This is a genomic window from Lysobacter sp. (genome assembly GCA_013141175.1).
Classification (GTDB): domain Bacteria; phylum Pseudomonadota; class Gammaproteobacteria; order Xanthomonadales; family Xanthomonadaceae; genus Lysobacter_I.
The window spans coordinates 2849582-2874554 of record JABFRN010000001.1 but is presented as its reverse complement, the minus strand read 5'-3'; the positions used below and the strand labels follow the sequence as shown (position 1 = coordinate 2874554).

19 protein-coding genes and 1 pseudogene are annotated in these 24973 nt (G+C 66.2%); 7 read left to right on the top strand and 13 right to left on the bottom strand.

Annotated features, from left to right (window positions below; translation table 11 throughout):
• Positions 1 to 49: 49 nt before the first annotated feature.
• Genes HOP03_12595 through HOP03_12580 form a run of 4 tightly spaced genes read right to left on the bottom strand, consistent with a single transcriptional unit; the run spans position 50 to position 3506 of the window.
• Positions 50 to 2071: a methyl-accepting chemotaxis protein gene (locus tag HOP03_12595; GenBank protein ID NOT89005.1), complete on the bottom strand. Its 2022-nt coding sequence runs from the start codon at positions 2069 to 2071 to the stop codon at positions 50 to 52.
• A 49-nt stretch (positions 2072 to 2120) separates the two neighbouring features.
• Entirely contained in the window at positions 2121 to 2702 is a 582-nt protein-coding gene (locus HOP03_12590) for a purine-binding chemotaxis protein CheW (protein NOT89004.1), read from the bottom strand.
• Positions 2703 to 2713: 11 nt separating this feature from the next.
• Complete coding sequence (locus tag HOP03_12585; GenBank protein ID NOT89003.1) at positions 2714 to 3085, bottom strand: response regulator; 372 nt, start codon at positions 3083 to 3085, stop codon at positions 2714 to 2716.
• 19 nt (positions 3086 to 3104) lie between these two features.
• Positions 3105 to 3506 carry a response regulator gene (locus tag HOP03_12580; GenBank protein NOT89002.1) on the bottom strand — a complete coding sequence of 134 codons (402 nt, stop codon included), beginning with the start codon at positions 3504 to 3506 and terminating at the stop codon, positions 3105 to 3107.
• Between the two features lie 193 nt (positions 3507 to 3699).
• Between HOP03_12580 and gshB the strand changes: the two genes are divergently transcribed.
• Positions 3700 to 4653, top strand: coding sequence for a glutathione synthase (gshB, locus tag HOP03_12575; protein NOT89001.1), 954 nt, complete (start codon positions 3700 to 3702; stop codon positions 4651 to 4653).
• A 3-nt stretch (positions 4654 to 4656) separates the two neighbouring features.
• Positions 4657 to 5541 (top strand): energy transducer TonB, encoded by an 885-nt coding sequence (locus HOP03_12570; GenBank protein NOT89000.1) that lies wholly within the window; start codon positions 4657 to 4659, stop codon positions 5539 to 5541.
• A gap of 115 nt (positions 5542 to 5656) precedes the next feature.
• Here the strand turns inward: HOP03_12570 and lepB are convergent, their stop codons facing one another.
• The 3 genes from lepB to tsaB form a co-directional block, all read right to left on the bottom strand.
• Positions 5657 to 6283 carry a signal peptidase I gene (gene lepB / locus HOP03_12565; protein NOT88999.1) on the bottom strand — a complete coding sequence of 209 codons (627 nt, stop codon included), beginning with the start codon at positions 6281 to 6283 and terminating at the stop codon, positions 5657 to 5659.
• Positions 6284 to 6363: 80 nt separating this feature from the next.
• A complete protein-coding gene (locus tag HOP03_12560) occupies positions 6364 to 7521 on the bottom strand; it encodes a hypothetical protein (GenBank protein ID NOT88998.1) in 1158 nt (385 codons plus the stop codon).
• A gap of 20 nt (positions 7522 to 7541) precedes the next feature.
• Positions 7542 to 8270 carry a tRNA (adenosine(37)-N6)-threonylcarbamoyltransferase complex dimerization subunit type 1 TsaB gene (tsaB, locus tag HOP03_12555; GenBank protein ID NOT88997.1) on the bottom strand — a complete coding sequence of 243 codons (729 nt, stop codon included), beginning with the start codon at positions 8268 to 8270 and terminating at the stop codon, positions 7542 to 7544.
• Positions 8271 to 8604: 334 nt separating this feature from the next.
• Here tsaB and HOP03_12550 point away from each other — a divergent pair, with 334 nt between their 5' ends.
• Both HOP03_12550 and HOP03_12545 read left to right on the top strand, forming a co-directional pair.
• The gene (locus HOP03_12550) at positions 8605 to 9147 is read left to right on the top strand and encodes a hypothetical protein (protein NOT88996.1); all 543 of its coding nucleotides are present in this window, start codon (positions 8605 to 8607) and stop codon (positions 9145 to 9147) included.
• Between the two features lie 56 nt (positions 9148 to 9203).
• The gene (locus HOP03_12545; protein NOT88995.1) at positions 9204 to 10253 is read left to right on the top strand and encodes a hypothetical protein; all 1050 of its coding nucleotides are present in this window, start codon (positions 9204 to 9206) and stop codon (positions 10251 to 10253) included.
• On the opposite strand, the pseudogene HOP03_12540 reads toward HOP03_12545, so the two are convergent.
• The 3 genes and pseudogenes from HOP03_12540 to mrcB form a co-directional block, all read right to left on the bottom strand.
• Positions 10148 to 12243 (bottom strand): annotated as a pseudogene (locus HOP03_12540) (ATP-dependent DNA helicase). The gene HOP03_12545 and the pseudogene HOP03_12540 overlap by 106 nt on opposite strands.
• A 61-nt stretch (positions 12244 to 12304) precedes the next feature.
• Positions 12305 to 12889 (bottom strand): hypothetical protein, encoded by a 585-nt coding sequence (locus HOP03_12535; protein NOT88994.1) that lies wholly within the window; start codon positions 12887 to 12889, stop codon positions 12305 to 12307.
• The gene (gene mrcB, locus HOP03_12530; GenBank protein NOT88993.1) at positions 12886 to 15618 is read right to left on the bottom strand and encodes a penicillin-binding protein 1B; all 2733 of its coding nucleotides are present in this window, start codon (positions 15616 to 15618) and stop codon (positions 12886 to 12888) included. Before mrcB ends, HOP03_12535 begins: the two co-directional genes overlap by 4 nt.
• A 128-nt stretch (positions 15619 to 15746) precedes the next feature.
• Between mrcB and HOP03_12525 the strand changes: the two genes are divergently transcribed.
• On the top strand, positions 15747 to 17843 hold the full coding sequence (locus tag HOP03_12525; protein ID NOT88992.1) for a glycosyltransferase: 2097 nt from the start codon (positions 15747 to 15749) through the stop codon (positions 17841 to 17843).
• 67 nt (positions 17844 to 17910) lie between these two features.
• On the opposite strand, the gene HOP03_12520 is transcribed toward HOP03_12525, so the two are convergent.
• Together HOP03_12520 and HOP03_12515 are read right to left on the bottom strand one after the other, a co-directional pair.
• Positions 17911 to 19410, bottom strand: a complete 1500-nt coding sequence (locus tag HOP03_12520) for a hypothetical protein (protein NOT88991.1) — start codon at positions 19408 to 19410, stop codon at positions 17911 to 17913.
• A gap of 151 nt (positions 19411 to 19561) precedes the next feature.
• The gene (locus HOP03_12515; GenBank protein ID NOT88990.1) at positions 19562 to 21739 is read right to left on the bottom strand and encodes a bifunctional (p)ppGpp synthetase/guanosine-3',5'-bis(diphosphate) 3'-pyrophosphohydrolase; all 2178 of its coding nucleotides are present in this window, start codon (positions 21737 to 21739) and stop codon (positions 19562 to 19564) included.
• An 89-nt stretch (positions 21740 to 21828) separates the two neighbouring features.
• Here HOP03_12515 and HOP03_12510 point away from each other — a divergent pair, with 89 nt between their 5' ends.
• The gene (locus tag HOP03_12510) at positions 21829 to 22323 is read left to right on the top strand and encodes a hypothetical protein (GenBank protein NOT88989.1); all 495 of its coding nucleotides are present in this window, start codon (positions 21829 to 21831) and stop codon (positions 22321 to 22323) included.
• Positions 22324 to 22410: 87 nt separating this feature from the next.
• On the opposite strand, the gene HOP03_12505 is transcribed toward HOP03_12510, so the two are convergent.
• Entirely contained in the window at positions 22411 to 22662 is a 252-nt protein-coding gene (locus tag HOP03_12505) for a hypothetical protein (GenBank protein ID NOT88988.1), read from the bottom strand.
• Between the two features lie 442 nt (positions 22663 to 23104).
• On the opposite strand from HOP03_12505, the gene HOP03_12500 reads away from it, so the two are divergent.
• On the top strand, positions 23105 to 24919 hold the full coding sequence (locus HOP03_12500; protein ID NOT88987.1) for a hypothetical protein: 1815 nt from the start codon (positions 23105 to 23107) through the stop codon (positions 24917 to 24919).
• The last annotated feature ends 54 nt before the right edge of the window (positions 24920 to 24973 follow it).

Genomic DNA, 24973 nt, shown 5'->3' with positions numbered 1-24973 from the left:
CGGAAAACATTCGGATCATCTCGCTAGTGCTCCGCAGCGATTCGTCGGATCAGACCGGGAGCTTGAAGTCGGCGACCGAACGGCGCAGATCGGCCGCCAGTTGCGCGAGATTTCCGATCGACTCGGCGGTCTGGTTCGCACCCTCCGAGGTCTGCGCGGTGATCGATTGAATCGTGGTCATCGTCTGGGTGATATCCGTCGCCGCGGCGGACTGCTGCTGCGCGGCGCTGGAGATGCCCTGAATCAGGCTCGCGAGCGTGTTCGACACCGTTTCGATTTCGCCAAGCGCGGTACCCGCGTCCTCGGCCAGTCTTGCGCCGGCGACCACTTCGGAGGTCGTCTGCTCCATCGAGCTCACTGCTTCGTTGGTATCGGCCTGAATGGTCTGCACCAGCGCTTCGATTCGCTTGGTCGCGTTGGAGGTGCGTTCCGCGAGTCGCTGCACTTCGTCGGCCACCACCGCGAATCCGCGGCCCGCCTCGCCGGCCGAGGCCGCCTGGATGGCGGCGTTCAGCGCGAGGATGTTGGTCTGTTCCGAAATGTCGTTGATGAGTTCGACGATCGAGCCGATTTCCTGCGAGCTTTCGCCCAGACGCTTGATTCGCTTCGAGGTTTCCTGGATCTGGCCGCGGATCGAGTCCATGCCGACGATCGTCTGGCGCACCACGCCGGCACCCTTGGTGGAGAGTTCCACGGAGCGCTGCGCCACGTCCGCGGATTCGGCGGAGTTGCGCGACACCTGGCCGATCGAGGTCGCGATTTCGTTGATGCGGCTGGTCGCGGTGTTGATCTGCTGCGCCTGATGCTCGGCGGCTTCGGCCAGATGCATCGCGGTCGCCTGGGTTTCCTGCGCGCTGGAGGCCACCTGCACCGAGGTGTCGTTGATGGTCTGCACCAGGCTGCGGAGCTGTTCGACCGCGAAGTTGATCGAGTCCGCGATCGCGCCGGTCATATCCTCGGTCACGGTCGCCTTCACGGTGAGATCGCCTTCCGCGAGCGAACCCATTTCGTCCAGCAGGCGCATGATCGCCTCCTGGTTGCGGTTGTTGAGTTCCATCGAACTCTCGAACCGGTTTTTCTGCGCGCGGCTCAGACCGAGCGCCAGGAAGATGATCGAGGCCAATGCGGCCAGGCCGGAAATGATGCTGACCCAGATGTTGCCGAGAAAACTGGTGTCGCGCAGCGAGCCGAATGCGGTGAATGCGCGGAACAGGTTTTCGCTGTCGCCGAGCAGGCGGTCGGCGCCGGCGGTCAATTCGGTGGCGGCCGACTGGGCGCGGAACAGGCTCTGCGACGAAGCCAGGATCGCATCGAGATCCTTCTTCATCTCGGCCCATTGGCCATTGGCCTGGTTCAGCGCGCCCAGGGCTGCGGCGTTGCTGAGTTTCTGTACGTTCATCGCCTGATCGCCGTTGCGCAGGCCGTTCAACACCTGGGCGAACACGCCCGCATCTCGGTTGAGCGCATCGCCGGCAAGCGCGGCGCCGGGGCCGCCCGCGCGGATTTCGGCGACGCGCCGGGCCATGGATGCGGCCAGCACCACCTGGCGCAGCGCGATGTAGATCTGCGAGGACGGCGCGCCGCTGGCGGACATCGCGCGCACCACTTCGTCGAGCTGCGCCTGAAGCTGGGGCACGCGGTCGGTGAAGCGCTTGGCGTTGTTGGACAACGCGAGCACCGCGGCCTCCGAAGCGATGACCTGGTCGGCGTTCTTGCCCATCGGCGTCCACGTCGAGGTGACGGTGCTGATCGGACCGGACACGTCGGGTGCGTTGCCGAAGCGGTCGTTGAGGACCTTCACGTCGGCGACGATCTGTTCCTTGGTGGCGGCGAAGGCTTTGAACGACGCCGCGTCGCCGTTGATCGCCTCGCGGCCGAGGTTGGCCAGCTTCTGCGAATTCACCTGCAGATTCGAGGCGGAGGTGTTGGCGCCGCCGAAGCGCGCGGTCTTCCACAGGGCGTAACCCGTGTTGGTCGCGAAGAGGACTAGCGATATCGCCATGACCCACAGCCACAGGGTCGTGCTCTGACTGCGGCCTTTGCCGGCGACGCTATCCATCACAGTGCTCATGTCTCGCCTCGATCTCGTTTGAACGGTTGCAGTTGAAAAGTGTGTGCCGTCAGACGGCTGCGTGTCGGAATTCGGGCGTGCGCACAAGACGATCGAGGCTGAAAACGCCCCAGACGTCGTCCGCAACCCGGTATGCACGGTCGATGAAACCGGCGTAACGCCCGTCGGCCAGGCCTTCGGGTTCGACCTGCTGCTCGTCCATGAACGAGCGCTGGCCATAGAGTTCGTCGATGGTCACCGCCACGTCGCCACCGGGCTGACGCAGCACCATCACTTTCTGGTGCCCCTCGTGCAGCACAGAACGGGCGCCTTCGAGGAACTGTTTGAGGTCCACCACCGGCAGCAGGTTGCTGCGCACGTTGGCGACGCCGAGCATCCAGCTGTGCGCCCCGGGTACCGGGGTGATCTGTGGAACGGTCAGGATTTCCGCCACCGCTTCGTAGTTCGACACCAGCTTGCGCTGGCCGATGCGGAAACCGATGCCGCGCCACAGGCCTGCGGCCTGCAATTGCTCCGGCAAGCCGGCGACGTGGGCGAGGCTGCGCCGTTCGTATTCGGCGAGGGTCTCGAACGCATCGATGAAAGCGGCATCGATGCGGGCAGCCTCATCGGCGCCGGGATCGATGCTCATGTCGTCTGCGCTCATGCGCGGCCCTCGAGCAGTTGGTCGATCCGGGCGATCAGCGCATCTTCGCTCGGCGGTTTGACGATGTAGTCCTTGGCGCCCTGGCGCAGGCCCCAGGCGCGATCGGTATCCATGCCCTTGGTGCTGACGATCAACACCGGGATGGCCTTGGTCGACGGTTCGCGCGACAGCGCGCGGGTGGCCTGGAAGCCATTCATGCCCGGCAGCACGACATCCATCAGCACCACATCCGGCAATTCGCGCTTGCAGACGTCGATGCCGTCCTCGGCGCTGGTGGACGCGATGACCTGATGGCCATGGCGCTCCAGCAGGCGCGTAAGCACCGCGGTATCGGTCGGCGAATCTTCGATCAGCAGAATGCGGGCCATGGAATGCCTGTCCCCCCGGTCAGGCGTTGACGTGCTTGCGGATGGCTTCGATCAGCTCTTCGCGGGTGAAGGGCTTGGTCAGGTATTGCTCCGAGCCCACGATCCGGCCACGCGCCTTGTCGAACAGGCCGTCCTTGGAGGACAGCATGATCACCGGCGTGTGCTTGAAGACCTGGTTGTTCTTGATCAACGCACAGGTCTGGTAGCCGTCCAGGCGCGGCATCATGATGTCGACGAAAATGATCTGCGGATGTTGGTCCGCGATCTTGGCCAAGGCCTCGAAGCCATCGGTCGCAGTCACCACTTCCGCCCCTTCTCGCTTGAGCAGGGTTTCGGCGGTGCGCCGGATGGTCTTTGAATCGTCGATCACCATCACCCGCAAGCCCTGAAGGCCGCCGGCTGGATTCTCGTCTTGCGTCATCACCTCTCCCCATGCCTCCGGCGTTCGATGACCGTGTTGCTGGTTTGTCATCATTTTCAGATACCTATATCCCAGTCTGTCGCTGGACTGTCAAGTTTACGTTAGCAATTTCCCAGCCATGAACGACAACCCGGGCTTCGGCGACGTCGCCTTGTTACCATTCAAGCTGACGAATGTTGCAGGTGGAAGCGTTATGTCGAAACATGCGCGCGACGTGCTTGTGGTCATGGACCCGATCGAGTCGATCAAAATTGCGAAAGACTCCACATTTGCGATGTTGCTCGAAGCCCAGCAGCGTCACTATCGGCTGTTTTACGTCACACCCGGCACATTGACGATGCGCGGCGGCGCGGCGAGCGCCGAGGTGTCGCCGCTGACTGTACGCGATGACCCCGCAGGCTGGTTTGAAACCGGACCTTTGTCACACCGTGCGCTGGGCCGCGCGGATCTGATCCTCATGCGCAAGGATCCGCCGGTCGATGCCGACTTCCTGCACGACACCCATATCCTGAGTTTCGCCCAGCGCACCGGCGCGCTGGTCGTCAACGACCCGCAGGGGCTGCGCGACCACAACGAAAAACTCGCGGCGCTGGAATTCCCGCAGTGCTGCCCGCCAACCCTGGTGTCGCGACAGTCGCCTGCCCTGAAGGCATTCGCGGCCGAACACGGCGAAGTGGTGCTGAAGCCGCTCGACGGCATGGGCGGGCGCTCGATCTTCCGCTCCCATGACGGCGACCCGAACCTGAACGTGATCCTGGAGACCCTGACCGGCGGCGGCGCGCACCTGGTGATGGTGCAGCGCTATCTGCCGGAAATCGTGCAGGGCGACAAACGCATCCTGTTGATCGACGGCGTGCCGGTGGACTATTGCCTCGCCCGTATCCCGCAAGGCGATGAATTCAGAGGGAATCTTGCCGCCGGCGGGCGCGGCGAAGGCCGCCCGCTGACCGACCGCGACCGCTGGATCGCGGCCCAGGTCGGTCCGGAGATGAGGCGCCGGGGCATGCGTTTCGTGGGGCTGGACGTGATCGGCGACCACCTGACCGAGGTCAACGTCACCAGCCCGACCTGCATCCGCGAGCTGGACAAGCAGTTCGGCCTGAACATCGCCGGGCTGCTGTTCGATGCGCTGGAAGCGACGGCTTAACCGATGTCTGCAGCGAATGCAGCCCTGCCCCCGCCGCCGGACATCGGCGAAGACCAGCGCCTCGGGGCGACCCTGGTGCTGTCGTTGCTGTTCCACGGGCTGTTGATCCTCGGCGTGGGTTTCGCGCTGGAGCGGGCAGCGCCGGTGGTGCCGATGTTGGACGTGATCCTGACCCAGACCCAGAGTCCGCTGACCCAGAAGCAGGCGGATTTCCTCGCCCAGGCCAACAATCAGGGCGGCGGCGAGCACGACAAGGCCAGCCGCCCGCGCGACCCGCAGCCCGGCACGGTGCCGCAGACCGAAACCGGGGTGGCGCCGCAGGCGGTGCGGGCCCAGTCGCCATCGCCGCAACCGCCGCCTGAGGCGCGGGTGGTGGCCAGTCCGAACAGCGACACCCGTCTGGCAGCCCCGAGCCGGGTCCAGCAGGCCACCGAGACCCCGCAGCGCGTCGGGCCGCAGAAGATCGAACACGATATGGCGATGGCGCGGCTGGCAGCCGAGATCCATCTGCGCTCGGCCCGCTACGCCAAACGCCCGAGCCGCAAATTCATCTCGGCCAGCACCCAGGAATATGCGTGGGCGAACTATCTGCGCGCCTGGGTCGACCGCGCCGAGCGCGTCGGCAACCTCAATTACCCGGACGAAGCCCGGCGGAGGCAACTGGCGGGCACCGTGGTCATCAACATCGGCATCCGCCGCAACGGCTTGGTGGAGCGGGCCGATATCGTCCAGTCCAGCGGCATTCCCCTGCTCGACGACGCCGCGCTGCGCATCGCGAAACTGGCCGAACCCTACCCGCCACTGCCGAAGACGCCGGAAGACCCGGACATCCTCAACGTGGTGCGCACCTGGCAGTTCCTGCCGGGCGGCGGGTTGATCGACGAATAGGAGGGCCTTCAGGCCCTATGGTTCGCATGCAACGTCAGGATTCCCATGTGGGAGGGGCTTCAGCCCCGACTGCCGCCGATACGTCGGGGCTGAAGCCCCTCCCACAAGCGTCGCCTCACAGCCGCTTCCAGCCGAAGCCTTCGCCGCTACGGTAATACACCGCCGAAGCCTTGCCGTAGAGCGATTTCAGCGGCACCAGCCCGAAGAATCGGCCGTCCGCGCTGTTGCCGCGATGGTCGCCCAGCACCAGCCCCATGCCTGCGGGAATCGTGCTGGTGGCGACATCCGGGCCGCCGCCGTCGCGCAGGTTCAGATGCACGTCGCGCGGGCCGAAATGTTCGATATCGCCGGTTTCGGCATCCTGCAGCGGCTGGCCGTCGATCCACAGGCGGCCGTCGACCAGCGCGACGGTATCGCCGCCGACCGCGACCAGCCGCTTGATCAGCCGGGTACCGTCGGCGGGCGATTTGAACACCACCACATCGCCGCGCTGCGGTTCGCCGCGATCGATCAGTTCGATATCGGTGAACGGCACGCGCAGGCCGTAGGCCATCATGTTCACCGCGACCCGGTCGCCGGGCATCAGGGTCGGCTCCATCGAGCTGCTGGGCACCTGGTAATGGTTGGCGAGCGAGGTCCGGGCGACGGTCAGCAGCAGGACCATCATCGCGAGGGACGCCCACTCGCCGCGCCAGAACGGCGCCTTCCTGCTTTCGTCTCCGGCCGGTGCGGTCTGCGTCATGACGGTTCTCTTCGCTCAGGGTCGATCGAACATCGACCAGCCGGGACTCGCGGAGTTCCTGTGACTGATGGCCTATGCGCTCAAGGCTTGATCCGCACCGCACCGTGATGCTTGTCGACGGTGGCCCAAGGCAGCACCGACCATTCCGGGTTGTCGCAGACCCGGCCCACCCGCGGGAAGATCGCGCCGAGATACACGCCTTTCCTGGTGATGTACCAGGTCGGAAAATCCCAGACATCCTCCATCTCGTAGCTGCAGTCTTCGTCGGGCTGTCCTGCAAATTCCTTCGGATACAGCTTGCCCAACTGCGCGGAGACCCACGGCGCGAACACATCGTTGCGGTAGTCGTACCACGCCTGATTGTTATCGTCGCCGCGCACCGGCGGCGTGCCTTTGCCGAGCCACAGCACGTCTTCCAGCACCAGTTCGCGACCGGTACGCGGATCGAGATTCAGCGGGCCATCGCCGAAATCCGGATGCGCGCCGCCGCAGTAGTAACTGACGAACAGGCTGACGCTGAGCGCGTCGCGACCGATGTAGCGCAGGGTCGTGGTCGATTCGTGATCCGACAGCGGCGCGGCGGTGCAGTCGAGAAAACTCTCCACTTGTTTCCAGTGCGCGCGCGCCAGCGCCAGGTTGACGCCCGGAAGTTGCGCCGCCGGATAGCCGGACACCACGCGGAACAGTTCGACATCGCTGGTCGGCTCGCGCCACCACTGCAGCCGGTAATCGCCGACGGTTTCGAGCTTGCCGGCTTGCAGAGGCAAACCTTGCAACTGCAGGAATCGATAGGAATCGTTCGCGCGCAGTTCGGCAAGGCCGGGATCGTCGGTTTTCGGAAGCGTCGCGTTCGATGTCCTGCGCAGACGGATCGGCAATCGCTTGCCCTTGCCGGCCCATTCGCCGACGACCGTGTCGCCGTTGGCAGGCTCCAGGGTCCACGCCGAGCGCGCATCTTCGCCGGGTACGTATATCTGTTCTTCCAGCGCGAGACTGCCGTCCACCGCACGAGTGCCGGCCAAGTCGATGCCGTGACGATGTTTGCGATAGAAATACTGGCCGTTGATTCCGCCACCATCGTCCGGCGCATCCAGTTTCACCACGATCGACGATTTGCCCAGCGTGCCCTCCCACACCTGCGTCTGCGCCTGCGCCTGTGCGAGACCGGAAACCCACGTCGACAGCAGCGCGCAGACCAGCATCGCGCGCTGCAGAACAAGACGGATCGAAGCGTTCATCGGCGGCGATTCCTTAGCGATCACGAACGGGATGCGCGCAGCGCCTGCTGTTCGACGAGGGTGAGCGCCACCTGATTGCGCAGGTAGGCGGGCTCGAGTTTTTCCGGCGCGACCGACTCGCCGCGCAACAGCGCGATATGCGCCAAGCGCACGATATCGGCCGCATGCGGCAGCGCTTCGGCATCGACCGCACGCCAATTCGACGGCAGGCGCGACCGCAGCACGCCGCCGAGCGCGCCGAAGCCGGTGCCGACACCGAACCACGTGTCGCCGCGTTCCGGCAGCGATACGGCATCGGGCGGAAGCACCTGTTCGTCCGAGCTGGGCATCGGCCACGGCGCGCCGTGTTCGATCGTGAGCAGGTAACGCGCGGCGTAGACCTCATTCATCCGCGCATCGATCGCGGCGAGCACCGGAGCGCCCTCGCCCGCACCCAGCGCGACCGCGCGCATCGCCAGTGCCGCGAGCGTGGACACCGGCACCGCCGGACGATCCAGCGCCAGCGCGATGCCTTGCGCAACCGCCACGCCCAGACGCACGCCGGTGAACGCGCCGGGCCCACGGCCGACCGCGATGGCGTCGAGCTGCGAACGGACGATGCCGGCTTCGGCCAGCAGCGCCTCCGCCCACGGCAGCGCGAGTTCGGCATGGCGGCGCGGCGCGATTTCGTGGCGTTCGCGCACCTCTCCATCGACCCAGAGGGCGACGGAGCAGGCTTCGGTGGACAGTTCGAAAGCGAGGAGGTTCATGGCTGCGATTGTAGACGGCTCTACTTCCGTTCCGACACGGCGGAGCATCCTGATTCGCGCTGCGGCGAGACTGAACCGGGATGACACTCACATTGATCCACGCCATTCATCGGAATGCCAAGATAAATTTTCTCAATTGCGCATGCCACATCAAAGAGAAGCCGCTTATCGCAATTCGCCAAGAGCCCAATGATTCCGTATGCCTAAGGCTGCAATGACGTAACGCGCGCAGATAATCAGTGAACAGGCGCCTTGCTAGTTACTGCGTGCGGTGCTAATCGTGAACAGCTGGGATCACCAGCGAAAAATCCTTAAAGGAACGAGGACCATCGTCATGAACAACAAGATTCTTACTTTCGCGACGACTGCAACGCTGTTGGCAGGGTTCGCATCATCAGCATTCTCCGCCAACCCGCGCATCATCAGCGACGAACGTATCGACCGGGCGATCGAAGCCCAGGAGTTGGCCGTCGCATTGGCCCCGATCAAGTCCAGATCGGATCTGGCGAGATACATGGCGAACAACCGAAGCAATCCGGACAATCCGCTGAATGCGTTCTCGCCAAGAAGCAAGCAGCGGTTCCTAAGTAGCTTGCGCTTCGGCTCGCAGGGTCTTGCGAGCTTCAGCTACATTGAGATCGAGTCCCAGCTCACAGTCAAGCAGGCCCATCGTCTGCTGAGCCTGTTCGGCGCGCAAGCGTTTACGCCCCAGATGACCGGATTGCGTCGCGAGGACGCAAACGACAGACTGATCATGAGATCCGCAGCCGAGGCGATCGACGATGGCGGCGTTGTTCTTCTGACGAACCATTGGTGCTCGTCGCGCGCCACCTGCAGCACCCAGTCCGGCAGCACCTGCATCGTTACCAGTTGCTGAAATCTCTCCTGAAGCATTCTGGCGTCGCTCTTGCGGCGCCAGAACGAGTCTTCTCAATGCAGATTTCTCGCACAAGACCGCACTTGCGGACACTGTCGGCGTGGTGGCTGCTGGCAGTTTGGCTGCTTGCAACCTCGCCAGACGCCTCATCGCCGACCGTGGCCGACCGGCTCGACGCGCTGATCGCGTTCGAACGGGAAAGCGGCGCCATGCCGCCGCGCCTGCGCCGGGAGGCCATTGAGCGCCGTTTCACTGCGTACTTCTCAGGTTCATATGCCAAAGATACCTTGGCGCACATGGACGATAATGATCTGAAGGATCTGTTCCGGGCGGCACAACTTCATGCCTTCCACTCCCCAGATCCTCGCGCACTGGATGATCTACGCGCAGCCTATCTCGAACTCACAGCACGCGGAGCAAAAGTCCGCTTTCATGCTCTGTCGCTGCATCGCGCTTTTCTGTGGCACCGTCGCTTTGAGGACGCGGCGGCGCTTGATGCGGAAGCTGATCTCGAAATGCCATCATTCGAAGCGCGACGTCTGCCCCCGGAGGATAACAGCCTCCAGAGCATCTGGATGGTCGACAAAGACGGCCTCGGCATCGATCAACATTCGCTGGGGATAGATGAACTGCCTCATATCGTCATGATTACCCAGCCTCATTGTGGATTTTCGCAGCGGGCCATGGCAGCGATCGCGCGCAACCCGGACGCGGCGGCGCTGTTTGGACGCGATGCTTTGATTCTGATTCCGCCGAAGATCAATTTCGACATCGCTGCAGTGCATCGCTGGAACACCGCACAGCCGAAACTGCCTATGGTGTTCGCAAATCGAGAAAACGAGTGGCCGGAGTTCACGCACTGGGAGACTCCTGTGTTCTATTTCCTTCGTGACGGGAAAGTGACCGACAGGGTGGTGGGCTGGCCAAACGACGAACGCATCGGCGACCTTCTGCGAATTGCGCGTAAGCGCGGCTTGCTGACGCTTGGGCGCGCCACACATCAAAATATCGGCGAAGAATTTCCCGCGCCGAAAAACGCCCGTACGTCGTCCACCGACCGCGTGCGCGCGAACGGCGGCAACGAGTCGAGGAAGGTGCGCCCATAGGATTTGCCGATCAGTCGCGGGTCGCACAGCACCAGCACGCCGCGATCGGTTTCGGTGCGGATCAGGCGGCCGACGCCCTGCTTCAGCGCGATCACCGCCTGCGGCAGCTGTTCATCGCGGAACGGGTTGCCGCCTTCACGACGGATCGCATCCAGCCGCGCTTCGAACACCGGGTCGTCCGGCGCGGCGAACGGCAGTTTGTCGATGACGACCACGCTGAGCGCATCGCCGGCCACGTCCACGCCTTCACGGAAACTCGCGGCGCCGAGCAGCACACCGTTGCCGGAATCGCGGAACCGCTGCAGCAGCACCGAACGCGGCGCTTCGCCCTGCACGAACAGCGGCCAGGGCCCGCCGCGCAACAGCTCCGCCGCTTCGCGCAGTGCGCGATGCGAAGCGAACAAGACGAACGCACGTCCACCAGAGGCTTCCAGCACCGGGCGCACAGCGTCGATCACCGCGCTGGTGTAGTCGCGCGAGTTCGGTTCCGGCATGCGCTGCGGCAGATAACACAGCGCCTGATGCGGCCAATCGAACGGGCTCGGCGCAAGCAGCGTGCGCGGCGCATCCAGACCGAGCCGCACCGACAGATGATCGAAACCGCCGGCCACCGCCAGTGTCGCCGAGGTGAACACCCAGGCGGCGCGCGATTGTTCACGATGGTTGCGCAGCGGTCCGGACACGTCCAGCGGCGTGCGCTGCAGGCGGAAGCCGCGCGGCGACAGTTCGTACCAGCGGACATCGTAGGGCTTCGCTTTCTCCCCTCTCCCGCCGGGAGAGGGGTCGGGGGAGAGGGTCGGGTCGCCATCGTTCTCGACGAACTCCTCATCCACGGTTTCCTGTAAATCAGCACGCAGTTGCACACCTTCGTCGTCCTCGGCGAATTCGCGGCGGCGGGAAAAATCCGGCGGCGCCCAGCGCAGCAGGCGCGCGCGGTTGTCGAGCGCGCGCGCATGGCAGCTGTCGAAGCCGGGTGCGGACTCGCGCAGCGGCGCCAGCGCGTCGATGAACGCGCACAGCGCATCGTCCAGTGCGCCGAGCGCATCGAATACGCCGGGCTCCTGCATCGCCCGCCAGCGCGTGCCGCGCGGCGGCAGCGGTTCCATCGCCACGCGCAGGTCGCGGGCGGCTTCTTCCAGTTCCCGCGCCGGCGCCTGCAGCACCGCCAGCGCGCCGGTGGTGGTCTTGCATTCGGCCAGTGCGTCGCGCGCGACTTCCACCAACGGACGCGCGCTCAGGCCTTCGCCGAAGAACTGCGCGGCCAGTTCCGGCAACTGGTGCGCCTCGTCGACCACGAACACCTGCGCACCGGGCAGGATTTCGCCGAAGCCTTCCTGTTTCAACGCCAGGTCGGCGAGCAGCAGATGATGGTTGACGACGACCACGTCCGCCGCTTGCGCGCGCTGCCGCGCCTGCACTACGAAGCAGTCGTCCCAGAACGGGCATTCGCTGCCGAGACAGTTGTCGGTGGTCGAGGTGACCATCGGCAGCAGCGGCGAATCCTCGGGCAGCGCGTCGAGTTCGGCCAGATCGCCCATCCGCGTGCGCCCGCTCCAGGCGACGATGCGCTGGAACTGGGTGATCTGTTCCTTGAAGTGAACCGGGGTTCGCCCTTGCTCTTTTCGAGCCGGTACTTGCAGAGGTAATTCGCGCGACCTTTCAGCAGCGAGGTCTTGATGCCGACGCCCAGCGCATCGCGCACGCGCGGCAGATCGCGGTGATACAGCTGGTCCTGCAGCGCGCGGGTGCCGGTCGAGACGATCGTCTTCAATCCCGACAGCAGCGCAGGCACCAGATAGGCGAAGGTTTTGCCGGTGCCGGTGCCGGCTTCGGCCAGCAGTACCGCTCGGTCCTCGACGGTTTCGGCGATCGCCATCGACAGCTGTTGCTGCGATCCGCGCGGCGCGAAGCCTTCGATTTCCACCGCGAGCGCGCCGCCGTCGCTGAGCGCATCGCGACACGCGCGGGCCAGCGCGGATCGCGAGGTCATTGTCGTATCGTCGGCAGCCGCCTCGTGGCCGCTGCGGACATCGGTGGCCCGGTGCATGCCGTCAGTACCGCGGCGGGCCGGTAAGCGTGCAGTCGGCCTGGTGACGCGCGGCTTCGGCGATGGCGACATTGGTGTCGGACTGATCGCGCTGCCATTGTGCGATCTCGTCGCGCTTCAGCCGCTTTCCGCCCTCAGGCAGCTCCAATCGGCGCTGACGCAGCGCGAGCTGCTGGCGGATCGTCGCCCAATGCCGCCGGCACAGCGGACCGACCCTGGCGCCGAGCGCGTAGGCGTTGCTCGCCAGCGCCCCGGCCTTGTCCAGATCCTTCTGCAGCACCGCGATTTCGGCGCGTTCCTGCAGCAACGCCGGATCGTCGGGGGAGATCGCGAGCGCCTTGTCGAGCGCGGTTGCCGCATCGGCATAGCGCTGCTGGCGTTCGTACTGCGTCGCCTGCACGCGCAGGTCCTCCACCATCGGGTCGCGCAGCGGTTGGACGTCCAGCTCGCCCGGCGCGGGCGCGCCGGCAGCGCGGATCCCGGCCACGAGTTGTTCCGGCGACGGACCGTGCCATTCCAGCACCGGCGGTGCGCTGGTGCAGGCGGCGAGCATCAGCGCACACGCGCAGAGGAGGCGATGGCGACTCATGCGACGACGACCTCGACAGCGCCACGCGGTTCGAGCATGCCCTGCTGATCGCGCCGCTCGCGCTCGCGGCGCTCTTCTTCCTCGCGCTCGCGACGTTCGCGTTCTTCGCGTTCGCGCGCTTCGCGATAGGCTTCATCGCGGGCGCGCTGTTCGGCGTACCGCGCATCGTTCGCGCGCTGGATTCGCTCTTCGTCGCGCGCCTGCTGTTCGCGGTAGCGTTCGTCCTCCTCGTCCTGGCGCTCCTGCTGTTCGCGCGCTTCGCGTTGCTGCTGCTGGCGGCGCTGCGCCTCCTCGTCGCCGCTGTCGGTAGCGTTACGCTCGCCCAGGCCGAAGATCCGGCTCCAGAAGCCCTGTTTTCCACCGGCGCCTTCGCCATCCACGCTTTCGCCGCTGTCGGGTTCGGCCAGCAGGCAGGGCTGATAGGGCGGCGCGAAGCCGGCGACGAAACCAAGCCGGCGCGCGCCCGCGCAGCCCGGATCGGTGGTGTGCGTGCCGGCGACCCACTGCACGTCGATGCCCTTGCTGTTGACCTGCAGCGGCGCGCTGGGCAGCCGCGAGAACAATCCCGACCACACCCGCATCGCGCCGGTGGCGCCGTAGAGGCCGGTCGACGCGTTCTGATCGTTGCCGACCCAGATCACCGCGAGATGATCGCCGGTCCAGCCGGCGAACCAGCTGTCGCGGCTGTCGTTGCTGGTGCCGGTCTTGCCGGCGGGCTGCAGGCGACCGAGGCCATCGCTGACCAGCTGACGACCGGTGCCCGAGCTGACCGCCTGCTGCAAGGCCGAGGTCACCAGCCGCGCGGCGACCGCATCGCCGGCCTGCGCCGGCTTGGGCGCGTCGTCGTAGCGGTTGAGCGCCTTGCCGTTCGCATCGAGCACGCCGCGTACCGCGTGCAGCGGCTGGATTTCGCCGCCGGAGGCGAGGAACTGGTACAGCTGCGCCATCGCGTACGGGCTCTGGTCGAGCGAACCGAGGATCAGCGACGGATTGCGGCCGGCGTCGATCCCCGCGAGCGTGCGCAGCAGCTCGCCGAGGCGCTGCGGGCCCACGGCCATGCCGACCCGCACCGTCGACTGGTTGTACGAATGCGCCAGTGCGTCGATCAGCCGCACGGTGCCGTGGCTGCGTCCGTCGGAATTGCCGGGGCTCCAGCGCTTGCCGTTGTCCAGGGTGATGGTGACCGGGGAATCGTCGACCGCAGTCGCCAGCGAGAATTTGTCCGGTTGCGCCAACGCCAGCAGATACACGAACGGTTTCAGCAGCGAGCCCACCGGACGCTGCGCCTGCACCGCGCGATTGAAACCGTGTTCGTCGAAGCTGCGGCTGCCGATCACCGCCACCACTTCGCCGGTATGCACATCGGTGACCACCACGCCCGCCTGCAGCGGCGGACGGCGCGAGGTGCCGAGCGCTTTCATCGTGCGGGTGACCGCGCCTTCCGCATAGGCCTGCGCCGATGGCGACATGCTGGTCAGCACGGTCAGTCCGGCGCCCTGCAGCTCTTCTTCGGAGTAGTCGCGCGCCAACTGGCGGCGGACCAGGTCGACATAGGCCGGGAACCGGTTCGCGACCATGCTGCCGGGCACATCGGTCACGCCCAGCGGCGCCTTGACCGCGCGATCGTGTTCCTTCTGGTCGATGATGCCGGTCTCCAGCATCTTCGCCAGCACCCAGTTGCGCCGTTGCAAAGCGCGTACCGGCTGTTTGCGCGGGTTGTACCAGGACGGCCCCTTGACCAGCCCGACCAGCATGGCGATCTGTTCGGTGGTCAGGTCGTCGAGCTGACGACCGAAGTAGAACTCGGCACCCGAAGCGAAGCCGTGGATCGCCTGCGAACCGCGCTGACCGATATCGACCTGATTGAGGTAGGCCTCCAGGATCACGCCCTTTTCGTAACGGGCGTCGATGATCAGCGCGTACAGGATTTCATTGAATTTGCGGGTGTAGGTCTGTTCCTTGCCGATGCCGAGCAGACCGGAGCGCGCGAGTTGCTGGGTCAGCGTGCTGGCGCCCTGCTTGATCTCGCCGAAGGAGGTCACCCACAGGAACAGCGCGCGCGCCATGCCGCTCATGTCGATGCCGATATGCCGCGCGAAATCGCGATCCTCGACTGCCTGCAGGGTATCGGTGAGCATCGGCGGAACTTCGGCGATCCGCACCAGCCGCCGCTCTTCCTGCTTCTGTCCGTACAGGGTGGCGATGCGCGCGGGGTCGAGCTTGGCGGATTTCACCGTGCGGTTGCGCTGCAGGTCGCGCACCGACAGCACCCGGCCGCCGGACACCGTGACTTCGATCCGGCTCGGGCCGATCGGTCCGCCGACATCCTGATGGCCGCGGTTGGCGATTCGCCACCGACCGCCCTTGCTGCCATAGGTGCCGGGACGCTCGCCTTCGCCATCGTCGCGATAGGACGCGGCGTCCAGTTCGGTCTTCAGGGTGCGCGCGTCCATCGCCATGCCCTGCGCAAGCTGCAGCGGACGGGCGTAGACGCGGGTGGGCACCTGCCAGCGCAGCTGGCCGAAGCGCAAGGTGACCTGGTGATTCAGGTACAGGGTGTAGGGAATCAGGAAACCCATGCCGATGGCGACCGCCACCAGCACCCAGCCTTTCAGCCGGCGACGCCAGCCCGGGCTTTCGCCGCCGGTCTCGTCGAGCGACTCGTCCTCGTCCTCATGATCGTCGTCCCGGTCCTCGGAATCGTCATCGATGTCTTGGTTTCGGGCCATTCGGGCGGGAATCGTGCCTGTCGTCGTGGGGGATGCGAAAATACGGCAGTCCGAGTCTAGCAGGGTGCCGGGACCGGCACGCCGCGACGCTTCGCATCCGCCGTCCCGCCCGCAGGAGTCTCTTCAGAATGTCGTTTTCGCTGGCCGATGCGCGGTTTCTCCTGCACCGCGGACTCGGCCTGGTACGGCGCGGCTGGGCCAGCCTGCGCACCCGCGGCTGGCGCACCACCGTCGACCGCGTCCGCGCCCAGTTCCGTCGCGCCGCGCCGCTGCCCGCCGACCGCCTGTACCTGCCCCTGCCGATCGCTTTCGTGCCGTTCGCGCTGCCGACCAGCGACGCACCTGCCGCCAGCATCGTCATTCCGGTCTACAACCAGTTCGCGCATACCCTCGCCTGCCTGCGCGCGCTCGCCGCGCATCCGCCTGCGATCCCTTTCGAGGTGATCGTGGTCGATGACGGCTGCAGCGACGAGACCGCGACCGCGCTGCCGCAGATCGCAGGCGTGCGCTACCACCGTCGCGCGCAGAACGGCGGCTTCATCGCCGCCTGCAACGACGGCGCATCGCTTGCGCGCGGCGACCATCTGGTTTTCTTGAACAACGACACCATCCCGCAGCCGGGCTGGCTGGACGCACTGCTCGATACCTTCGACGCGCATCCGGACGCCGGCCTCGTCGGCGCGCAGTTGCTGTATCCCGACGGCCGCCTGCAGGAAGCCGGCGGCGTGGTCTTCGCCGACGGCAGCGGTTGGAACTACGGCAAATTCGAATCGCCGGAAGACCCGCGCTTCGCGTATCTGCGCGACTGCGATTACGCCAGCGGCGCGGCGATCGCGATCCCGCGCGCGCTGTTCGCCGAACTCGGTGGTTTCGACACGCGCTATGCACCCGCGTATTACGAAGACACCGACCTCGCCTTCGCGGTCCGCGCCGCTGGAAAACGCGTGTTCTACCAGCCGGCGTCGCGGGTGATCCATGCCGAAGGCGGCACCGCCGGCACCGATACCAACGTCGGCATGAAGGCGTACCAGGTGCGCAACCGCAGCATCTTCGCCGGGCATCGCCGCGAAGCACTGATGCAGCAGCTGCCGGCGAACACCGTGCCGACGCCCGCGCTGCTGCATCGCAAGCAGAAACAGATCCTGATCATCGATGCGCAGACCCCACGACCGGATCACGATTCGGGCTCGCTGCGACTGGTGAACCTGATGCGGCTGCTGCGCGAGGAAGGGGCGCACGTCGTGTTCCTGCCGGCGGATCGGCATCGCGTCGAACCCCACACCACGCAGTTGCAGCATCTGGGCGTGGAAGCCTGGTTTGCGCCGTTCGTGGAGGGCATTCCCGCATGGCTGCGCGAACACGGCCCGCGCTTCGACGCGGCGATGGTCAGCCGTCATTACGTGGCCGACAGTTTCGTGCCGCTGCTGCGCGCACATGCGCCACAGGCGAAGCTGGTGTTCGACACCGTCGATCTGCACTACCTGCGCGAGCGCCGCGGCGCGGAAGTCGCGGGCGATGCCGCATCGGCGCGCGCCGCCGAGCGCACGCGCGCGCTGGAGCTTGGCGTCATCGCGAAGTCCGACGTCACCCTGGTGGTCAGCGATATCGAACGCGATCTGCTGCGCGGCGACGCACCTGGCGCGCAGGTCGAGCTGCTGTCGAACCTGCACCGGATCGCCGGTGCGGGCCAGCCGTTCGCGCAGCGTCACGATCTGGTGTTCGTCGGCGGCTTCCGGCATCCGCCGAATGTCGATGCGGTGCGCTGGTTCGTGCAGGCGGCGTTTCCGTCGATCCGCGCCCGCCTGCCGGACGCGCGTTTCCACTGCATCGGCAGCCACACGCCGCCGGAGATCGAAGCGCTGGGCGCGCTGCCGGGCGTGATCGTGCACGGCCATGTCGCCGATATCGATCCGTACATGGACGGCGGCCGGATCGCGATCGCACCGCTGCGCTTCGGCGCGGGCGTGAAGGGCAAGATCAACCTGAGCATGGCCCACGGCCAGCCGGTGGTGGCGACCTCGTGCGCGGTGGAAGGCATGCATCTGCACGATGGCGAAGACGTGCTGGTCGCTGATGCTCCGCAGGCCTTCGCCGATGCCGTCGTGCGTCTTTACGAAGACGCAGCGCTGTGGGACACCCTGGCACGCAACGGCTTGGCCAGCGTCGAGCGGAATTTTTCATTGGAGACCGCGCGCGAGACGGTGCGCAAGGTCTTTCTGCGGTAGCGCACGCAACAGCGGACACGATCCGCAGGCTCCTGTGGGAGCGGCGGAGACGCGCATCCCGCTCATCTCAACGCTGGAGCCCGCCTGCTGCGCGCAACCGTTCGGCGAACGCCACCAGTCCCGCCACGCGTGGATCCAATCCATGCGCAGCTTCGTAGGCAGCCCGCGCGCCCTCGACATCCCCCGCACCCAACCGCTCCTCGCCCACCGCGACCCAACGCTGCGCGAGACGGCTGCGCGCATCGGCGATGGCGCGACGGTCGCCTTCCAGCGCGGTGCGTGCGTCGAGGCAGACGCGCGCGCGCTGCAGGCGGTTGTCGCGCAGTTCGTTCTCGAAGCATTCGCGAACGCGCGGCAGCATCCGCGCGCTGGCGCGACGCACGTCGGCATCTTCCGGCGCGAGCGCTCGCGCCGCACGCAGTTTGTCGTAAGCGCTGTCGCCAGGCGGCGTGAGCCAATCGCCGCGCGATTCGGCCGCAGCGGCTTCGTCGAGCAGCGCGCGCACGCGGCGCTGGACCATTCGCGGCGACACGGTCGGACCGACGTCATGCTTCGCGCGCTCGGCGCGCTGCAGGGCATCGCGCGCTGCCGGCAACTCGGCCAGATCCGGCGCCAGCGCCTGCGCGGCGTCCAAAGCCTGCTGCGCGCGATCGAAACGGAAATCCGCAGCGTCGGCACGAGCGCTGCGGACGTATGTGCGCGCAACTTCGGCCAGGCCATCGTCCACCGCCTGCGCATCGGCTCCGCTGATCCGCAACTGACGATAGCCGTCGGCCGCGCGCGACAGCCGCCCTGCGCGCAGATCGCGATCGGCGCGTCGGCGCACGTCGGCGGCGACCTGCGCCAACAGCGCCTGCGCCTCCGGCAGATCGGCATGGCCGCGGTCGTAGCGCTGGGCGGTCGCGATCGCAGCGCTTCCCTTCGCCAGTTCGCCGCGTTTCAGCGCGTCGCGTGCGCCCTCCAGCAGGATGACCAGCGCATCCTCGCGGCCTTCCAGCGCTTTCAGATGCTGCGGCTGCAGTTCCAGTATCCGTCGATACAGCGGCAACGCGGCGTCGGCGCCGTCATCGAGACGACCGGCCGCGCGCGCAGCGTCGGCCGCGCGCAGCATCACGTCGATCCCGGCCACCGCCGCTTCGCGTCGACGCAGGATTTCGGCAACGGCATCGGTCTGTGCCTGTGGCGCGGACAGGGCGCGCGCCAGCGCCAGCTGTCGATGCGCCACGGCGAACGCGCCGCGCTCCGTCGCGCCCCGTGCCTGCTGCACCGCCGCCTGCGCGACCCGGGTCAGGCCTGAACGCAGTTCGGCGCGATCCGGATCGATCGCGATCGCCGCCTCGTACAACTCGCGCGCGCCGCTGCCGTCGTCCGCGCTCAATCGTCCTTGCTGCAATGCTTTTTCGGCCTGCTGGCGCAGCGCCTCGGCCTCCGCGACGGGCCACAGACGCTCGGCGATCGGTCCGCGCAGCGCGAGCAACAGCGCGATCAGAAGAGCGACGGCGACCGCCAGCGTCCACGGCCAGTGCGCGCGGAAATTCCGACGGAAAGGTGAGCGGGGCGAGGTCACGAGGACAGGATAGCGTGTGCTCGTGGATGCCGTAGGTCGGGCCCTGGCCCGACATGCCGGGCCGATCGCACGCGTTTTGCCAACAGTCGGAGCCGCTTCGATACCTGTCCAATGCAAACGGATCGATCGCAATGTCGGGCCAAGGCCCGACCTACGTCCGCCGCACCTGCTCCACGCCGGACAGGCTGTCGATCCGGCCCAGCAGCCGGCTCAATTGCTCGTGGTCGCGGACCCGCAATTGCAGGCGCAGGCGCACGCGGCTGCCTTCGAGCGTGTCGCTGTGGATCGACAACACGTGGGCGTCGTCCTGTGCGATCAGATTGGTCAGGTCTTTCAGCAGCCATCGGCGGTCGACCGCATCCACCTGCACATTCGCGGTGTGGCCGCCGCCGACGCGGCCCCAGTCCACCGCCAGCACCCGCTGCGGCTGGCGGGCCGACATGCGCAGCAAGGCCGCGCAATCCTCTCGATGCACCGACACGCCGCGGCCCTGGGTGAGATAGCCGACGATGGGTTCGCCGGGCAGCGGCTGGCAGCAGCGCGCGATCTGCATCAGCAGGTTGCCGACGCCGACCACCGTGAACGCCGAGTTGTTGTTGGCGCGCTGCGGTTTCGGCGGAGCGCGCGCCAGCTCGCCGCGCGACGCGTCCGGCGGTGCGCTCGCTTCCTGACGGCTGCGTTCGTGATCGAGCAAGGCACGCCCGACCTGATGCGGGCCGGCATCGCCCAGTGCGACCAGCACGTAGAGGTCGTCGACCGTCTCGACGTGGAACTTCGCCAGCATCGGGGCCAGATCGGCCTGCAGCAGCGACAGCCGGCGCAGCTCTTTTTCCAGCATGTCGCGCCCGGCCTGCACGTTGCGCACGCGGTCGAGCTTGTGGAACCACGCGCGGACCTTGTCGCGCGAACGGCCGCTGGCGAGGAATCCGTTCGAGGCCACCAGCCAGTCGCGGCGCGGCTCGCCGGTCTTCGCCGTGAGTATCTCGATGCGCTCGCCGCTGCGCAGCCTGTAATCCAGCGGCACGATCCGGCCGTCGACCTTCGCGCCGCGACAGCGATGACCGACCATCGTATGCACGTGATACGCGAAATCCAGCGGCGTCGCCCCCACCGGCAGATCGATCACGTCGCCCTGCGGGGTCAGCGTGTAGATGCGGTCTTCGATCAATTCGCTGTCGAGCGCGTTGCTGAGGCGTTGTTCGGCGCTGCGTTCATCCTCGCCGGCATCGCGCCCGCCATCCAGCAGCCTGCGCATCCATTCGATCTTGCGGTCGAGTCCTGCGTCCGCAGGCGCCGAGCGGCCTTCCTTGTAGCGCCAGTGCGCGGCGACGCCGAGTTCGGCCTGCGCATGCATGTCGTGGGTACGGATCTGCACTTCCAGGGTCTTGCCTTCGGGACCGATCACGGCGGTGTGCAGCGATCGATAGTCGTTGCGCTTGGGGCGCGCGATGTAATCGTCGAACTCGCTGGGGATCGGCGTCCACAGCGCGTGCACCGCGCCCAGCGCGGCGTAGCAGGCGGGCACATCCTTCACCAGCACCCGCACCGCGCGCAGGTCGTAGAGTTCGCCGATGGGCACGGCTTTCTTCTGCATCTTCTTCCAGATGCTGGTCATGTGTTTCGGCCGGCCGGCGACCTCGGCCTCGACGCCCTGCGCTTTCAGCGCCTCGCCGAGTTCGCGTTTGACCTGTTCGATGTAGCGCTCGCGATCGCCGCGCTTCTCGTCCAGCCAGCGCGCGATCTTCTGGTAGGTCTCGGGCTCGAGATGGCGGAACGCCAGATCCTCCAGTTCCCACTTCAATTGCCAGATGCCCAGCCGGTTCGCCAGCGGCGCGTGGATGTCGCGGGTCAGTTGCGCCAGCGCCCGGCGCTCGGCCACGGGGCGCTTGCCGGCGGTGCGCATCAGCGCCAACTGCCGCGCCAGCAGGATCGGTACCACGCGCAGGTCCTTCACCATCACCAGCAGCAGCCGGCGCAGGCCTTCGGCGTTGCGGCCACCCGCATCGGCGGCATGCAGCGTCCAGACCTGGCCTGCGGCGCGCTGGCCTTCCAGCAGCGTCGCGACCGTCGGCCAAGTCTTCGCCAACTGCGGCTCGATCCGCGCACGCCACGCCGGCAGATCGTGGAGGATCGCCGCCAGCACCACGTCGCCATCGGCGTTCAGCCGCGCCAGCGAGCCCAGGGTGTCGCCCAGTTCCGCCAATGCACCGTCGGCCAGCGGTTCGGATCCCGCCGATTGTTCCAGGACCTGCCGCCAAGGCGCGCCCAGCGCTGCCACCGGTGGCAGCGACAACAAGGCATCGAGGGGAGTGGCGATGGCGGCGGACACGCGGTGACGGCCTTGGGTTCGATCCGGGGGGATTGTGGTTCTACACTAACCGCGTCCCGCCCCCGGCGAAATCCCCACAGGATCCGATCATGTCGATGCTTCGTCCGCTGCTCCCGCTCGCCCTGCTCGCCGCTTTCGCGCTTTCGCCGCTCGCCACGCTCGCGCAGCAACCCATCGAGCGCGAGATGACGCCGCAGGAGTTCAAGGCCGCCGGCCTGGACAAGCTCAGCGCAGAGGAGCTGGCGAAACTCAACCAATGGCTCGGCCGCAAGATCGACACCGTCGTCACCGAGGCCACCGCGCAAGCCAAGGACAAGGTCGAGGAGGAAAACCGCGGCTTCTTCCACTTCGGCTCGAACGAACCCATCGTCGCGCGAATGCCCGGTCCGTTCCGCGGCTTTGTCAAAGGCCGCGAATACACCCTCGACAACAACCAGGTCTGGCGCCAGACCGACGGCGCATCGCTCGTCGGCGTCAAACTCGACGATCCCGAAGTGCGGATCACGCCGAGCATCGCCGGCAACGCCTGGTATCTCGCGGTGAAGGGCTACAACACCCGGGCGAAGGTGGAACGGGTGAAGTGAGGAGGATCGACGGATGCGGTTGTTTTACCCGCACCATCCTTTCGGCCGCCACATCCCGGCGCCACGCGACGCCGGGATGTCGGAAGATCAATAGGCGACGCAGATGCCGCCGGGATTCAGATCGCACACCTGCCACAACTGCCACGCGGTGCCATCGCAGTAATAGGTGATCTGCAGTCGTTCCCAGCGCGAAAAATACTGCACGTCGTAGGTCGTGCCTTCATTCGCGGAGGTGCAGGCGATGTTCGGCTGCGGCCAACCGACCGCCTGTGCATTGCCGATCCCCATCGCGCCGGCCATCAGCGCGATCGCAAACCCTTTCGTCATCGTGATTTTCATGGGTGTTCCTTTCCGGTGAACAGGAGGCCGCCGGTCACGCGCATGCCCGGCAGTCGGCGGCGTCCTGCCAGAAGTTCCATGGCCCGAGGCTAGCAAACCGCCGCCGCGAACAATGGAACCCCGGTCACGGGCCCGGCACTGCGCGGGATGACCGTGCCCGCATCGCGCCCGGCAGGCATTTTTTCGCTGTCGCTTATCTCCCCGCCCCCTTTCCTGCGCTTACAGGGATGACGACCCGTGGACGACGGTGCGTCGGGCCGTTCATGGACGCACGGCTGGATGGACCCTGCAGGCCCGGGCGCGACCCGGGCCGGCGACGCGGCGAACACGCAGGACGCGCGTTCTCCGATGACGCGATGGAAGGTCGGTTGGAGCGGCCGGGCCGCGCCGATCCGGCGCTTTCGTGAAGCAAATCCCCTTGAGTAAGGATAAGGAGTTCCCTATGCGTACCCTCATCACCGCGGCCGTCATCGCGCTGGTCACCGGCACCGTCTGTGCCCAGACGCCGGTTCCGGTTCCCCCCGCCTGTCCGATTCCCGCACAACCGATCGCGAGCGGCCTGAACGAGCGTCCGGGCGAGAAGATCGGACAACCGCAAACGCCGGAAACCTACAGTTCGCAGCAAGACTACAAATGGATGCACTCGTCGACCAACCTGCAGGGCTATGCGACCACCGAGAAATTCGCGCCCTGTCTGTTCTACAACCCGAGGGACAAGGATCTGGCGGCGCCCCTGGGCGGCTTCCGCAGCGCGCTGGTGGTGAACAACCCGAGTCCGACCGTGACCGCAAACGTCCAGGTCGAACTGCGCGACCGCAACGGCAACCCGGCGACCACGCTGTCGGTGACGCTGGGACCCAACGAAACCTGGACGCGCGGCGTGCCCGAGCTGCAATCCCTCGCGAACGGCGTCGGCTCGGCCAGAATCGTCTCCGACCAACCGATCGTCGGTTCATCGCTGCACTATCTGGATTCGGTGCTGATCGGCGGCACACGGATCACCGATCCGGACTTCCTGCATCCGGGCGAAGGCACGATGCAGCAACTGCAGGCGGCGCAACCGGCCGGCAAGAGCCTGTATGCCGGGCCGATGCCGCTGTCCAACAGCAGCCCCTTCGACTTCCTCAACGGCAATCTGCCGTTCTACTGCGTGATGAATACGGCACCGACGCCGACGACGATCACTGCATTCAAGGGCAGCAGCAGCGGCATCGCGTTCCCGACCCTCAGCGCAACGCTGCCCGGCTATGGCCAGTTCATCGATATGAGCCTGTGGCAGACCGCTGAAGCGTTCTATCTGACCGGCACTGGCGCGCTCGACGACAATGCATGGGCCTTCGTATCGTCCAATCAATCGCCGCTGGTCGGCGAACTGTACCTGGCCGATTTCTTCGCCTACGGCTCACCGACGAGTCCATCGATGAGTCCGGGCAAGAAATTCCGGGTCGGCAGCGCGATGATGGCCAACACACCTTCGTATGGCCTGACCAGCGCCGAAGTAACCCAGCAGACGTCGATACCCTTGCCACGGACCGATACGCTGATCGGCGTGTTGAATGCCTCCACCACGAATATCGGGCCGATCACCGTCACGTATCGCAATCGCAATGGCGGCGTCGCCGGCACCAATACCGTGGCCTCGCTGCTGCCCGGGCAGACCTTGCGCTTGACGCCGGGAACGCCCGGGTTTCCGGCATCGCCGTTCTTCGATGGCTGGGCGGACATCCGCGCATGCAAGGCAGGCCTGATCGGCTGGACCATGCGCGAAATCTCGATCAACGGATCTCCATACCAGTTCGAGAAAACCTATGGCGAGGAGCTGGTCGGAGCCAACGCACGCGAACCGGGCGGAGCGATCCGGGTCGTCGAGCAGGGCATCGCGGTCAACCGCAAGGTGGCGCCGATCGCCCGCGTTTCGCCGGGCCTGGCGTGGCCGTCGTACCACAATTTCGTCAACAACACCGTCGCCAATGTCGGCAACCACTGGTATCGCTTCTTCCAGGTCTTGCCGTTGTCGGGGGACGTCACCAACTACACGCCGCAGCCGTTCGTCGGTCTTCGCTACGGCAATACATCATTCAGTTATCAGGACGGCAACAACAGCCTGGTCAATATCGGCTTCGACCAGAACGTGAGCGGTCGCGTCGATGTCACCACCGGCAATGTGATCGGAATCTCGGCGATCGGCGATCCGATGGAAGAGTGGAATATTCCGCTCTTTCCGAATGGCGCACCGCCACTGCTCAAGCGTCGCTGAGCACGCAACGCTCCGGCGATCGGAACATCGACCGCCGGAGCACGTTTTCGCACG

Coding starts and splice junctions, on each gene's coding strand:
- HOP03_12525 (NOT88992.1), top strand. CDS start 15,747: ATGTCGTTTTCGCTGGCCGATGCGCGGTTTCTCCTGCACCGCGGACTC.
- lepB (NOT88999.1), bottom strand. CDS start 6,283: ATGACGCAGACCGCACCGGCCGGAGACGAAAGCAGGAAGGCGCCGTTC.
- HOP03_12595 (NOT89005.1), bottom strand. CDS start 2,071: ATGAGCACTGTGATGGATAGCGTCGCCGGCAAAGGCCGCAGTCAGAGC.
- gshB (NOT89001.1), top strand. CDS start 3,700: ATGTCGAAACATGCGCGCGACGTGCTTGTGGTCATGGACCCGATCGAG.
- HOP03_12550 (NOT88996.1), top strand. CDS start 8,605: ATGAACAACAAGATTCTTACTTTCGCGACGACTGCAACGCTGTTGGCA.
- tsaB (NOT88997.1), bottom strand. CDS start 8,270: ATGAACCTCCTCGCTTTCGAACTGTCCACCGAAGCCTGCTCCGTCGCC.
- HOP03_12570 (NOT89000.1), top strand. CDS start 4,657: ATGTCTGCAGCGAATGCAGCCCTGCCCCCGCCGCCGGACATCGGCGAA.
- HOP03_12560 (NOT88998.1), bottom strand. CDS start 7,521: ATGAACGCTTCGATCCGTCTTGTTCTGCAGCGCGCGATGCTGGTCTGC.
- HOP03_12590 (NOT89004.1), bottom strand. CDS start 2,702: ATGAGCATCGATCCCGGCGCCGATGAGGCTGCCCGCATCGATGCCGCT.
- HOP03_12510 (NOT88989.1), top strand. CDS start 21,829: ATGTCGATGCTTCGTCCGCTGCTCCCGCTCGCCCTGCTCGCCGCTTTC.
- HOP03_12505 (NOT88988.1), bottom strand. CDS start 22,662: ATGAAAATCACGATGACGAAAGGGTTTGCGATCGCGCTGATGGCCGGC.
- mrcB (NOT88993.1), bottom strand. CDS start 15,618: ATGGCCCGAAACCAAGACATCGATGACGATTCCGAGGACCGGGACGAC.
- HOP03_12500 (NOT88987.1), top strand. CDS start 23,105: ATGCGTACCCTCATCACCGCGGCCGTCATCGCGCTGGTCACCGGCACC.
- HOP03_12585 (NOT89003.1), bottom strand. CDS start 3,085: ATGGCCCGCATTCTGCTGATCGAAGATTCGCCGACCGATACCGCGGTG.
- HOP03_12535 (NOT88994.1), bottom strand. CDS start 12,889: ATGAGTCGCCATCGCCTCCTCTGCGCGTGTGCGCTGATGCTCGCCGCC.
- HOP03_12545 (NOT88995.1), top strand. CDS start 9,204: ATGCAGATTTCTCGCACAAGACCGCACTTGCGGACACTGTCGGCGTGG.
- HOP03_12580 (NOT89002.1), bottom strand. CDS start 3,506: ATGACGCAAGACGAGAATCCAGCCGGCGGCCTTCAGGGCTTGCGGGTG.